Source organism: Phytopseudomonas seleniipraecipitans (genome assembly GCF_900102335.1).
GTDB classification, from domain to species: domain Bacteria; phylum Pseudomonadota; class Gammaproteobacteria; order Pseudomonadales; family Pseudomonadaceae; genus Aquipseudomonas; species Aquipseudomonas seleniipraecipitans.
In genome coordinates this window covers 1-12,237 of the sequence record NZ_FNBM01000014.1, presented here as the reverse complement: position 1 = coordinate 12,237, position 12,237 = coordinate 1, and the positions used below count along the sequence as shown (strand labels likewise).

Sequence of the window (12,237 nt, the reverse complement as noted above, 5' to 3'; positions counted from 1 at the left end):
CCAGCGGCACCGACAAGCCTCAAGCTACAAGCCAAGCGCTTGGCTTGAGGTTTTTTGTTTCTGTGCCTGGTCGTGTCCCGTTGAGAGTGACCCGCATGAAAGAACCCGCCCAACGCATCCTCGAACTGCGCACCGAACTGGATGTGCACAACTACCGCTATTACGTGCTCGATGAACCCAGCGTGCCGGACGCCGAATACGATCGGCTGTTCCGCGAACTGCAGGCACTGGAGGCCGAGCACCCGGAACTGGTCACGCCAGACTCACCGACCCAGCGGGTCGGCGGTGAAGCGCTGAATGCCTTCGGTTCGGTACGCCATGAAGTGCCTATGCTCAGCCTCGGCAATGCGTTCGAGGAAGACGATCTGCGCGCGTTCGATCGCAGCGTGCAGAACGGCCTGGGCTTGCAGGGCGGGGATCTGTTTGGGGCAGGCGTTGAAATCGAATACAGCTGTGAGCCCAAGCTCGACGGCCTGGCGGTCAGCCTTTTGTATCGCGATGGGCAACTGGTGCGCGGCGCCACCCGGGGTGACGGCACCACCGGCGAGGACATCAGCGTCAACGTGCGCACCATCCGCAACGTGCCGCTAAGGCTGCAGGGCAGCGGCTGGCCCGATGTGCTGGAGGTGCGGGGCGAGGTATTCATGTCCCGTGCCGGCTTCGAGCGACTAAACGCCGGCCAGGCGGAGATTGGCGGCAAGACCTTCGCCAACCCGCGCAACGCCGCCGCCGGCAGCCTGCGCCAGCTGGACTCGAAGATCACTGCCAGTCGCCCGCTGGAGTTCTGTTGCTATGGCCTTGGGCAGCACAGCGCCGAGCCGGCCGCGACTCAGGTCGGCATGCTCCAGCGTTTGAAGTCGTGGGGCGTTCCCATCAGCAGCGAATTGAAACTGGCCAAAGGCATCGATGACTGCCTGGCTTACTACCGGGACATCGGCGAGCGGCGCATGGGCCTGCCGTACGACATCGACGGCGTAGTGTTCAAGGTCAACAACATCGAAGACCAGCAGCAGCTGGGCTTTCGCGCGCGCACGCCGCACTGGGCCATCGCTCACAAGTTTCCCGCTATGGAGGAGCTTACCGAGCTACTCGATGTGGAGTTCCAGGTCGGCCGTACCGGTGCGGTTACGCCGGTGGCTCGGCTCAAACCGGTCAAGGTAGCGGGCGTGACGGTGTCAAATGCCACGCTGCATAACATGGATGAAGTCGCGCGCCTTGGGGTGATGATTGGCGACACCGTGATCATCCGTCGCGCCGGCGATGTCATCCCGCAGGTGATGCAGGTCGTCAGCGACCGCCGTCCTGCCGATGCGCGTCCGGTGGCTGTGCCTGAGCAATGCCCGGTGTGCGGCTCGGCGGTGGAGCGCACTCAGCTGATCAAGCGCAGCAAGGGCCGCGAAACGGTCAGCGAGGGCGCGGTGTATCGCTGCGTCGGCCGCCTGGCCTGCGCGGCTCAACTTAAACAGGCGATCATCCATTTCGTCTCGCGGCGTGCCATGGACATCGAGGGGCTGGGCGAGAAGAGCGTCGAGCAACTTGTCGACGAAGGTCTGGTGGCTTCGCCTGCCGATCTCTATACCTTGGAGTTCGAACATATCGTCGGGCTTGAAGGCTTCGCGGAAGTGTCCAGCCGCAAGTTGCTCAAGGCAATCGCCGACAGCAAGCGCCCGGCGTTGGCGCGGTTTATCTACGCGCTTGGTATTCCGGATGTTGGTGAGGAAACGGCCAAGGTGCTGGCTCGCTCGCTTGGTTCGCTGGAGCGGGTCACCCAGGCGCTGCCCGAAGTGCTTACCTACCTGCCGGATATCGGCCTGGAAGTCGCCCACGAGATTCACAGTTTCTTCGAGGACGAGCACAACCAGACGGTGATCAAGCATCTGCTTGAGCGCGGGCTGGAGCTGCAGGATCAGGGCGAGCTGGCCGCAGAGTTCGCCGCCAGCACCACTCTGGGTGGCTTGCTCGACAAATTGAACATCCCGTTCGTTGCCGTAACCGGCGCGAAGAACCTGGCTGAGCGATTCAAGAGCCTTGACGCGGTGATCAATGCCGACTGGCTCGACCTAAGCGCCATGAAAGGGCTGAACGAGAAAGCCAAGCAATCGGTTCGCGAGTTCTTCGCCAAACAGGAAAACGCTGACCGCGCGCGGGCCATCGAGGTGCAGTTGCGTGATTTCGGCATGCACTGGGAAAGCGAGAAAAAGGTAGTCGAAGGCCTGCCGTTGGGCGGCCAGACCTGGGTGCTGACCGGCAGCCTGGAAGTGATGAGTCGTGACATTGCCAAGGACAAACTGGAGAGTCTGGGCGCCAAGGTCGCCGGCTCGGTATCGGCAAAAACCACCTGCGTGGTCGCCGGCCCCGGTGCCGGCTCGAAGCTGGCTAAGGCTACCGAGTTGAACGTGCCCGTGCTGGATGAACAGACGTTTATCGCCAGGCTCGCGGATTACGGCATCAACGCCGACTAAGAAGGTAAGGGCCGCGAGTCGCCATACCCGCGCCAGTTGCTTCTCGTAGCCGTGGCGAGCGCAGCGACACGCGGGAAGTCCCTGGGTATCGCTTCGCTCAACGCCAGGCTACGGGTTGATGTGTGCATGATGTATCGACCTGTAGAAGCCGCGACTTCGCGGCGAATAGCCCAGGCAACCTCGATACCGGAATGTGCCCGCAATTCGCCCGAGGGCTGGGCCCCTACACATGCAGTGCCAAACGATTGCATCATGACCAGGTAGGAACCGGCTTACCGACGAGTCGGTCGCCAATCCCTCAGCCGCCCGCAAACATCATCCAGAACGAGGCCCCGACGCCGACGATGCTTTCACCTGCCACCAGGCCTGCCGCCGCGGCGATGGTGAAGCGCTCGCCGACGCTGCGCCAGCGTGACTGAATCACCCAGGCGAGCAGGGCGCCCAAGGCCATCATCAGCGAGATCGAGGCAGGAATAATGAAGGCCAGGCCGAATGCAGCCGAGCTCGGTAGCAGGCGTGCAAAGGTCGACTGCTCGGGCAGGCTGGCTTCCAGCACACCGAACAGCGCACCGCATAATGCTCCGATCAGCATTGCCCAGCGAATGCTGCTGTCTATCGAGTCGAGCCCGTAGCCCAGCACCTCGGCGACCGCTTTCCAGGTGGCGACGGCTGGGGCGGGCCATTGCTCGGTAATCAGCATGGATTGGGGATCTGGAATCAGGATCTGATAGACCAGCACGCCGACAATACTGCCAACGAAGATACCCAGGCATTGCGCGATCACCTGATTGTAGGGGTTGGCGCCGATGGCATGACCTACGCGGAAGTCGTTGAGCAGGTCGGTACATTGCCCAGCGGCGCCGCCGGCGGTGTTGGCGGCCATGAGGTTGACGCTGACCTGGCCGGGTGCGATCAAGCCGAAGGTCAACTGTGACAACTGGCCCGTTGCGCCAATCGGTGGAATACCGGTAGCACCGACCACTCGCGCCGCCATGCAGGCCAGCGCCACTGCCAGTGGCACGCTGAGCACCGCCATCAGTGGGTCGATATCGAACAGCACGACCTGTAGCGTCACCACCAGCAGCGATGCCAATGCAAGCATGGCCATCGGCAGTTTCGCCGGTGCCTGCTTCGCACCGCCGTTAGCAGCGTTGGCCACTTGGCGGCTCGCGTAATAACGCACCGCCAGTGAAGTGAGCGTCGCGCACACCAGCAGGGTGACCCCCGGCCACAGCAGCCACTCTACCAGCGCGCCGAATTGCGGCCCGCTGGCGTTTGCCTCGATGGTCACCAAACCGCTGTCGAGCAGCCAGGGTGCTAGGCCGCCCCAGGCGATCACTGCGCCAAGCAGCAGCGACATCCCGACGCGTATGCCGATGATGCCACCGAAGCCGATCAGCAAAGGTGACGGATCTAAGCTGAACGTCAACCGTTCCAGGCTCGCCGACGGTGACCAGCGCGGCAGGGTAAATACAAAGGTGTCGGCCCATTTGATCAGCCCGCCAAGCAATGCCGCGGCCCCCAGTGCGCAGAGCCGCTGCAGGGCGTCTCGGCCATGGTTGTAGACCTGCTGCATGGTTTCCAGGGTTGCTACCGCTTCCGGAAAGCGCAGCCGCGTGTCCTCGACCATGCTGCGCCGCAGGTACCAGGCCACCCAGATGCCGAGAAAGCTGACCGAAAACACCCAGGCCATCAGTGGCAGGGTTGGCAACTGCTGGCCTGTCAGCAAGGTGTAAGCCGGAATCGGCGCGACCAAGCCGCCAGAGATAATCGACGCCGCGGCCGATGTCGTCGTCTGGTTGATGTTGCTTTCGCGCATGCTCCACGCCGTGCCCAGCCGACAACGGACCAGGCTTTGCCAGATGCCATAGCTGACCAGCAGGGCGATGATCGACATGTTGAAGGACCAGCCAATCTTCAGGCCGGAATAGATGTTCGAGGGTGTCAGCAGTGCACCGAGTAGCACGCCTGAAAACAGGGCGCGGAAGGTGAGTTCGCGGTCTGTGCGCATGGCGAACCTGCAAAAGACGGGTGTCGTCGTTTGAGGCAGCAGCCAGGGATGGGTTCAGTCTTATCGAGGGCAGTGTGTTGCGGGGAGCAGCGGGGCGCAGCGAGCGCCCCGCTGATGCATCAGTTGACCGCGTCGGTCAGGGCCTTGGCCGGTACGAATTTCACCACTTTCTTGGCGGCGATTTCGATGGCTTTGCCAGTCTGCGGATTACGGCCAGTGCGGGCAGGGCGCTCGCTGACTTTCAGCTTGCCGATGCCGGGCAGGGTGATTTCACCACCATTTTCCAAGGCGTCGCTGACGATCTCGCTGAGCTGATCGAGCGCCGCACGAACGGTGGTCTTCGGCGTGTCGATGGCTTCTGCGATGTCACCGATGAGTTGGTCTTTGGTAATGGCCATGTGGTTGCTCCTTGAGAATGGAAGATGGGGGCATTGATAAATGCCGGCGCATCATGGGTGATTGGCTAGGCCGTGATGTTCCAGCCAATCAGGCCACATTGTGACCTACCTGAGCGAGGTTAATTCCCGCGGCAGCGCTCAATTACGGGCATCCGAACGGAGTTTCACCGTTTCGCTGCAATTTTCGGGCACGTACTGGGCAAGGCAGCCCCGCTGCACACGTTATCAATCGCCACAGTACGAGTGCGCCTCGGTGGTATAGGTTTCGCTTCAGACCACGCGCAGGGCCTGGCCGCGATGAACGTGCTTCTTTTGGGCTTACTCCATAATCCCCCAGCGATTCATCGCTAAGTGCTTGAAGCAGTTGTAAGTTCGGCACAAGGCGGTACAATGGCGCCCGTTCACTGCAAGGTGAGCAGCGTTATGGTGGCCCTGCCGGTCCCCCCGCAACGATTACCCGTTAACCTGGTCAGATCCGGAAGGAAGCAGCCACAGCGGGAACATTGTGTGCCGGGGTGTGGCTGGTAGGGTTGCCTCCATCTAAGACCTGTTCGGTTCGTTTTCTATTATAAAGTATTGCCTCGCTCGGTATCAGCCTGAGCGGCGATTTTGCGTGTCCGCCTTTTTTTCCCGTAAGAAGCCCGTCGCGGGGACCGTTCTACGGCTCCATGGTTGATCGTCACCGCGGCGGTGGTCTCGCCTGAGTGCCCCCCACGAAACATGCTGCATGTGGGAGGCTTTCCAGTTGGGCTAACGCCTAGCGGATTACGGCTGCGGAATGCCAACAGTGTCCGGCGAGATCTCGATGGCCTTGGCTTTGTACATCGACCAGGCGGTCACCGACTGCCAGCGCTTGAGGAATTCTTCGGCTTCTGCGCCATGGAGGTTCATGCTCTGTGCGCCATAGTTCTTCAGGAAGCCTTGGAACTCTTCGTTGGCAACCGCCTTGGCATAGGCGTCGACCAATTTCTTCTTGATATCGTCAGGCGTGTCTTTGTGCACGAAGGCGCCCCAAAACGGACCCCACGGCAGGTACTCGGCAATGTCCGGCAGGGCTTTGGTGATGGGTTCGACGCCAGGCAGCTCCGGGACTTCTTCGGTAGCCAGTACCGCCAGTGCTTTCAGCTTGCCGGAGCGTACCAGCTCCTGAGCGGCCGCCAGGCTCAGCGGCATGAAGTCGATATGCTTGCCCATCAGTGCGGTGATGCCCGGGCCATCGCCACCGAAAGTCACTTCGCGTACCTTCAGCTCGCCTACCGCGTTGACCATGGCATGCACGGTACTCGGCAAGCCGCCGGCGCCTGTTGCGCCCATGCGTAGCGTGTCGGGCTTTTCTTTGGCCGCAGCCAGCAGATCGGCCATGGAATTGAACGGACTGTCGCCGTTGGCCGCGATCACCACTACGTTCTGGCCAATGATGTTGACCGGGTAGAAGTCGCTGTAATCGAACTTGGCGAGACCAAGCACGGGGTACAGCTGCGGGTTTTCAGCACCGAGCAGCAGCGTATATCCGTTGGGCCTCTGCTGCATGACGTAACTGCTACCGATCACTGCAGTGCCGCCAGGACGATTGTTGAGGATCAGCTTGGTGCCCAGCTCTTTTTCGACATAGGGGGACAGACTGCGCATCACGTTGTCAGTGGCACCGCCAGCGCCCCAGGGAATCACTGCCTGGATGCTGCGTTCCGGATATTCAGCGTATGCGGGCAGGGCCAGCGTCAGGGCGCTAAGTGAAAACGCAACGCTGGTAATCAGTTTCTTGAGCATGGTGCAGACTCTCCTTAAGGTTGTTGTTATGCGTCTGTAGTGTGCTGACGGGTATCAGGATGGGGATGACGAAGCATGGGCTGTCTTGCGCTTCAGCCAGCCGTAAAGTGGAGTGTTGCCGAGCACTATCAGCAGCAAGGCGGCGCTGAGGACCAGTGAAACCGGGCTGCTGATCAGCTCCATAAGCAGCTCTTGCGGATTATCACCCACTGATGCCATGGCCTGGCGATAGGAAGTGTCCATCAGTGGGCCGAGAATAACGCCGAGGATGATTGGCCCCATCTGGAAGCCGAACGCCTTGAGGAAGTAGCCAAGCACACCGAACCCGAACATCCAGTAGACCTCCGTCATGCTGCTGTTGAGTGAGTAGCTGCCAACGGTGCAGAGCACCAAAATCAGCGGGATCAGTACTGCCTTGGGTAGCTCGACCACTTTGGCGAACAGCTTGATGCCCATCAGGCCGAAGATCAGCAGGAAGATATTGGCTAGAGCCAGGTTGCCCACGGTGAACCAGAAAATATGCGGGTTTTCCACCATCAGCATCGGGCCGGGGTTGAGGCCGTGAACCACCAGCGCGCCGATGATCACGGCGGTCACCGCATCGCCTGGCATGCCCAAGGTCAGCATCGGTACGTAGGCGCTGCCGACTGCTGCGCTGTTGGCGGTCTCCGGGGCGACCAGCCCTTCATAAGCTCCCTCGCCAAAGGGCCGACTGGGGTTTTTCACGGAACGCTTGGCGTGGTCATAAGCCATCAGCGCGGCGATATCACCGCCAACACCAGGCAGCGCGCCAACCAGCACGCCGATTGCCGATGTGCGCAATGACAATGGCAGGAACCTAAGCACCATCGCCAGCGGCGGAATGACTTTGCTGACGTTCTGCTTGACCACCGCCGTATCGAGATTGTGCAGTTGATAGAGCGCCTCGGCGACGCCGAACAGGCCGATCATTACGACCACATAGTGGATGCCACCCATTAACTCCATCTGGCCCATGGTGAAGCGCCCTTGGGCGGTGACAGGGTCCATGCCAACCATGCCGACGATAGCCCCCAAGCAGACGGCTACGATGCCCTTTGCAAGGCTGCCAGCAGCAAGGCTGCCGACCAGCATCAGGCCGATGGCGGCGATCAGGAAGTAGTCACGCGGAGCGAACTGCAGCGCCAGATCACCAAGAACTGGCGCAGCGCAAGCGAGTACTAAAGTGCCGCACAACCCGCCGATTACTGACATCACGGTGCTCAGGCCGATCGCCTGGCCAGCCTCACCCCGTTTCGCCAGCGGATAGCCGTCAAATGATGTGGCAACCGACGAGGGGCTTCCCGGAATGTTGATCAGGATCGCACTGCGCGAACCGCCATACACGCCACCGATAAATATGCCGACGATCAGCGCGAGGGCTTCGTTCACGTCCCAGGAAAAGGTAAACGACACCAAGATGGAAACCGCCATGGTCACCGACAACCCGGGAATTGCGCCTATATATATGCCCGCGAAGGTGCCCAGAGCCGTCAGCATCAACAGATTGGGATCCGTCCATGCCATCAGCAAATAGGAAAGGGTATCGGTCATGGGATCTATCTCAGGGCAGGTAGACGCTGAACGCCAGGGTAAATAGCAGGTAAATGGCCAGAACCAGTGCACTGCTGGCGAACAGGGCCGAAAGCACCTTGCCACGCCGCAGATAAACGACGGCCGCCATCAGAAACAAAAAAGTACTGACGTAGAAGCTCACCCACTGAATGGCGACTAGGTAAGTCACGGCGAGGAGCGTGAACACCACGATATGGCGAGGGAAGTGTGTGTGCTTGAACCTCTTGAACGAGGTCAGCCACCCATCGCCGTCAGTGGGTTTTCCGCGTAGCTCGTACAGCACGCGCAGCGATGCAATTAACAGTACTGCGCTTATGCCGAGAGGAAAGGCGCCGGGTGAGCTGATTGAGGAAAAACTGGAAATCATAAAAGCCTGATACAGCACGACAAGGCTGAAGATAAGTAGCAGCACGCAGAAGGTGCGTTCACCCACTGGCACGCGTTTTGGGGTCGTCATAGATCGCTCCGGATGCAGCACATGCTGCCCAGGTTAGGGCCGTCTGAAATCAGCTGGGGATGTTGGCATGGTATGGCTGGAGCTCCGCTGTCGATGGCCCCTGCGTAGCAGGCATCAGCAGGCTTAAGGTGGTAGGCGAGAGCAAAGACCACTCTTCGTTGTACGGATGGGCCAATGCGCGAACGGCCTGAAGGGCCGTCTGCTGTGTACCGGCAAGCACAGTACTGAACTGCTGCATGTGGACGACCTTTTTATATTTATGGCTACGGCGGATAAAGCGCTTCCGAGATTGCCAGAGCGGACAGCAAACCTCAGACGCTGGATCGACTACTCTGCGGTACGGGGAGTCTTTCAATTGATCCAAGCTGTTGTCGTTCGATAACCGAGTGAGAACGAACCGGTTAGCCACCTAGGGCTCGGCGATTATGGCGTTCTTGGGTCATGCAGCCAACCCTTCCTTTAATCGCCAGGGTTTCCGATCGCAGGTTCAAGCACGGTGTTCCTGTTAGCGCCCGTGCTATCACGCGGTGGGATTGCAGGTGGCGCAGACTTGCTATCATTGCCTAGTCCGCTTGCGGCAGAAACGGGGATATATCCCGCGCGCCGGATAACGCCGCACACGGTTAGCTATCGACAAGGAGCTGGCGATGCTGGCACCGTTGCGTCCTATCTCGCGCTATTACTGGCGTCGGCGCGCTTGGCGGATACACTGCGCACGTGGGCCTGCCTTGCGCAAAATGCTTAGGTTGCTATCGGATAAGTCGCCCGTTGAATTACGAGAGTTTGCATGAGTACCCCGAGTTCGTTGTCTGGCGTTAATCACCCGCTCAAGGGGATAGCCCTTGTGGTGCTGGCGACGTTTCTGTTCGCCAGCCATGATGCGCTGTCCAAATATCTGTCCGGTATTTATCCGGTGGTCATGGTGGTCTGGGCGCGCTACGTGGTGCACACATTATTAATGGCGGGCATCTTCCTACCGCAATCGGGGTTGCGGGTATTGCGTAGCAAGCGACCTGGTCTACAGGCTTTGCGGGCAATCTGTCTGCTGGGCTGCAGTCTGTTCTTTACCACAGGGCTGCTGTACATCCCGCTGGCTGAAGCCACGGCGGTGAATTTTCTCGCACCGCTGGTGGTTACGGCGTTATCGGTACCTTTGCTCAAAGAGCACGTCAGTCGAGGTCAGTGGGCCGCAGTGCTGGTCGGCTTCTGTGGGGTATTGATCATTGTCCACCCGGGTGGCGATCTGTTTACTCCGGCGGTGTTGCTACCACTTTGTTCGGCGACCTGTTTCGCCGCTTACCAATTGCTGACGCGTATACTCAGCCAATACGACACGCCTACTACCAGTAACTTTTTCACGGGCCTACTCAATACACTGTTTATGAGTTGCCTGGTGCCGTTCTTCTGGCAATTGCCGCAATGGCGGCATTTACCGCTGATGCTGGCCTTGGGCGCGTGCGGTATGTTCGCCCACCTGATGCTGACAAAAGCCTTTCGCCACGCCGCTCCCGCGTTACTGGCGCCGTTTGGCTATTGCCAGATCGTCTTCGCTGGGTTGTTGGGTTTGGTGATTTTCGGGCATGACCCTGACACGAGCGCCAAGGTGGGCATCGCCATCATCTGCTTGAGCGGGTTGGCTGCTGCGTATCAACAACGCAGCAAGCGCTGAAGCAAGTGCCTCGGCCTGTGACGGTAATCGAAGGTCCCGTTAACAAATTGGTCCTGAGGACGTGGGCAATAGTGGATCCATGCCCAGGTGGCCTTCAAACCGATATCAGTCACGTGACGAGGCGGCCCGATAGAGCAGGCAGCGTATCGTTCGAAAACGCTCGGATTACTGATCAGTCTGTACGCGTGGGTTGCTAACTCACGCTCGCAATCTCCAGCCCCCTGGATGAGCAGGCGGTAATACTGACGGTGGGCGAAGGGCTTCGCTCGGGATAGAAAGAGGGGGCTGTTTCATACAGATGCTCCGAGCGTGCACTTCTACCAACGCTTTCTGCCTGCGGGTTATGCAGCAGGTACCCCGGCAGGGTGGTCGTTCAGACCAACCTTCTGGGCAAACAGGTCAAACAGCGCGACAAGCCATGAACTTTGAAGCAGTTCAGCGCTATCTAACGCGCTGAACCAGGCCGGCCTTTTCGTAAGTGCGGCCTGTCGCCTAACCGTTCATGCTGTGGAAGTGGTTGAGCATGCGCTGTGCATCAGCTTCCAGGCCGCTGAACAACTCGAATGCCTTCACGGCTTGAAAGACTGCCATATTGCTGCCGTCCAACGTTCTGCAGCCGATGGCTCGGGCTTCGCGGAGCAGTTCGGTTTCCAGTGGGAAGTAAACGATCTCTGCCACCCACAGTGCAGGCCGCAGTAACGCCTTGGGGATTGGCATACCCGGCAGTTTGTCCATGCCCATAGGCGTCGTGTTGACGAGCCCGTCGGCACTTGCCAACGCGCCAGCTAGGTCGCTCCCGACATGGGCGCAGGGCGAGCTGAAGTGCTGGTTGAGGTTGGCAACCAGTGCTTGGGCGCGTTCAGGCTCCACGTCGAAGATAATCAATTGTTCGACACCTTCGCTCAGCAGCGCGTGCGCCACTGCTGCACCGGCGCCGCCAGCACCCATTTGCACGACCTGTCTGCGCCGAGCATCGCTTAGGCCGCGGCGATATCCTTCCAAGAAACCCAGGCAGTCCGTGTTGTGGCCGATCCGTTTGCCCTTATTGAACACGACGGTGTTTACCGCTCCAATACCCCTGGCCTCATCCGACAGCTCGTCGAGCAAAGGGATGATCGCCTGCTTGCAAGGGAAGGTAACGTTGAGCCCGGTGAAGCCCATGCGCTCAGCTGCCACCAGGAGATCGGGAAGGGCGCTGCTGTCGAGCTGTAGCTGGTCGAGGTCAATCAGCCTATATATGTAGCGGACTCCTAAAGCGTCACCCTCATGCTCGTGCATGGCGGGTGTCCTAGAAGCCTGGATGCCCGCACCTATTAGGCCGGCGAGGATGCTCGGTGCTTGAGTCGTCATAGGTGCATCCTTCTTCTGATAGTTGCTGAAGTGTCGCAGCGCCGCTACAACGCCTGCAAGTCACGCCGAGCTCGCTGGGAGACTGGAAGGCAAGGCTTCCCGGTGAAGCGCTTCAGAAAGATGTACATAAACTAACTCGCCCTGGCCTGTCTTGATCTCGGCCATGCACTTGATAATGGCGCGTCGATCAATTTCGTCATGAAACCTGAAATAAACGGTTGACCTAGGAATCTGGCGGCCTATAATGCGCACCACTTCCGGCGTGGCCTGATCTGAAAACTCCTTGTAAAACAAGAAGTTAGATGAAAATAAAGGTTGCACGGACGGCGAATTCGAGTAGAATGCGCCGGCATCGACAGGGTGGTTTGAGTGACTCTGTTGATGGTTCGATCAGGTTTGATCGAAGGCGGTAAAGAGGGTGTTGACAGCGGTTTGTAACGCTGTAGAATTCGCCTCCCGCTGGAGAGAAGATGATCTGGTGGGGCGCTGCAAGGTGTTGAGAAGAAAGAAAAAGTTCTTCAAAAACAGCT

Annotated in this window: 8 protein-coding genes and 1 other RNA gene; 3 read left to right on the top strand and 6 right to left on the bottom strand. The window is 59.4% G+C overall.

What is annotated here, in order from left to right:
- The first annotated feature begins 95 nt into the window (after positions 1 to 95).
- On the top strand, positions 96 to 2,462 hold the full coding sequence (gene ligA / locus BLS60_RS21030) for an NAD-dependent DNA ligase LigA (RefSeq protein WP_092372032.1): 2,367 nt from the start codon (positions 96 to 98) through the stop codon (positions 2,460 to 2,462).
- Positions 2,463 to 2,760: 298 nt separating this feature from the next.
- Here the strand turns inward: ligA and BLS60_RS21025 are convergent, their stop codons facing one another.
- Positions 2,761 to 4,473, bottom strand: coding sequence for an OPT family oligopeptide transporter (locus BLS60_RS21025; protein ID WP_092372030.1), 1,713 nt, complete (start codon positions 4,471 to 4,473; stop codon positions 2,761 to 2,763).
- 119 nt (positions 4,474 to 4,592) lie between these two features.
- Positions 4,593 to 4,871 (bottom strand): HU family DNA-binding protein, encoded by a 279-nt coding sequence (locus BLS60_RS21020; RefSeq protein WP_013791713.1) that lies wholly within the window; start codon positions 4,869 to 4,871, stop codon positions 4,593 to 4,595.
- Positions 4,872 to 5,304: 433 nt separating this feature from the next.
- Between BLS60_RS21020 and ffs the strand changes: the two genes are divergently transcribed.
- An RNA gene (ffs, locus tag BLS60_RS21015) (signal recognition particle sRNA small type) lies at positions 5,305 to 5,401 on the top strand.
- 235 nt (positions 5,402 to 5,636) lie between these two features.
- Here the strand turns inward: ffs and BLS60_RS21010 are convergent.
- From BLS60_RS21010 to BLS60_RS21000, 3 genes are read right to left on the bottom strand one after another with little or no spacing between them, the layout of a single operon-like run.
- Positions 5,637 to 6,638 carry a tripartite tricarboxylate transporter substrate binding protein gene (locus BLS60_RS21010; RefSeq protein ID WP_092372028.1) on the bottom strand — a complete coding sequence of 334 codons (1,002 nt, stop codon included), beginning with the start codon at positions 6,636 to 6,638 and terminating at the stop codon, positions 5,637 to 5,639.
- A gap of 54 nt (positions 6,639 to 6,692) precedes the next feature.
- Positions 6,693 to 8,210 carry a tripartite tricarboxylate transporter permease gene (locus tag BLS60_RS21005; RefSeq protein ID WP_092372026.1) on the bottom strand — a complete coding sequence of 506 codons (1,518 nt, stop codon included), beginning with the start codon at positions 8,208 to 8,210 and terminating at the stop codon, positions 6,693 to 6,695.
- Between the two features lie 10 nt (positions 8,211 to 8,220).
- A complete protein-coding gene (locus BLS60_RS21000) occupies positions 8,221 to 8,688 on the bottom strand; it encodes a tripartite tricarboxylate transporter TctB family protein (RefSeq protein WP_092372024.1) in 468 nt (155 codons plus the stop codon).
- A 787-nt stretch (positions 8,689 to 9,475) separates the two neighbouring features.
- Here BLS60_RS21000 and BLS60_RS20990 point away from each other — a divergent pair.
- Positions 9,476 to 10,357: a DMT family transporter gene (locus tag BLS60_RS20990; RefSeq protein WP_092372020.1), complete on the top strand. Its 882-nt coding sequence runs from the start codon at positions 9,476 to 9,478 to the stop codon at positions 10,355 to 10,357.
- Between the two features lie 492 nt (positions 10,358 to 10,849).
- Here BLS60_RS20990 and BLS60_RS20985 read toward each other — a convergent pair whose 3' ends face one another.
- Positions 10,850 to 11,707, bottom strand: coding sequence for a shikimate dehydrogenase (locus tag BLS60_RS20985; protein ID WP_092372018.1), 858 nt, complete (start codon positions 11,705 to 11,707; stop codon positions 10,850 to 10,852).
- Between the last annotated feature and the right edge of the window lie 530 nt (positions 11,708 to 12,237).

Excerpts from the sequence above, each read along its gene's own strand:
- ligA (WP_092372032.1), top strand. The coding sequence starts at position 96 with ATGAAAGAACCCGCCCAACGCATCCTCGAACTGCGCACCGAACTGGAT.
- BLS60_RS21025 (WP_092372030.1), bottom strand. The coding sequence starts at position 4,473 with ATGCGCACAGACCGCGAACTCACCTTCCGCGCCCTGTTTTCAGGCGTG.
- BLS60_RS21020 (WP_013791713.1), bottom strand. The coding sequence starts at position 4,871 with ATGGCCATTACCAAAGACCAACTCATCGGTGACATCGCAGAAGCCATC.
- BLS60_RS21010 (WP_092372028.1), bottom strand. The coding sequence starts at position 6,638 with ATGCTCAAGAAACTGATTACCAGCGTTGCGTTTTCACTTAGCGCCCTG.
- BLS60_RS21005 (WP_092372026.1), bottom strand. The coding sequence starts at position 8,210 with ATGACCGATACCCTTTCCTATTTGCTGATGGCATGGACGGATCCCAAT.
- BLS60_RS21000 (WP_092372024.1), bottom strand. The coding sequence starts at position 8,688 with ATGACGACCCCAAAACGCGTGCCAGTGGGTGAACGCACCTTCTGCGTG.
- BLS60_RS20990 (WP_092372020.1), top strand. The coding sequence starts at position 9,476 with ATGAGTACCCCGAGTTCGTTGTCTGGCGTTAATCACCCGCTCAAGGGG.
- BLS60_RS20985 (WP_092372018.1), bottom strand. The coding sequence starts at position 11,707 with ATGACGACTCAAGCACCGAGCATCCTCGCCGGCCTAATAGGTGCGGGC.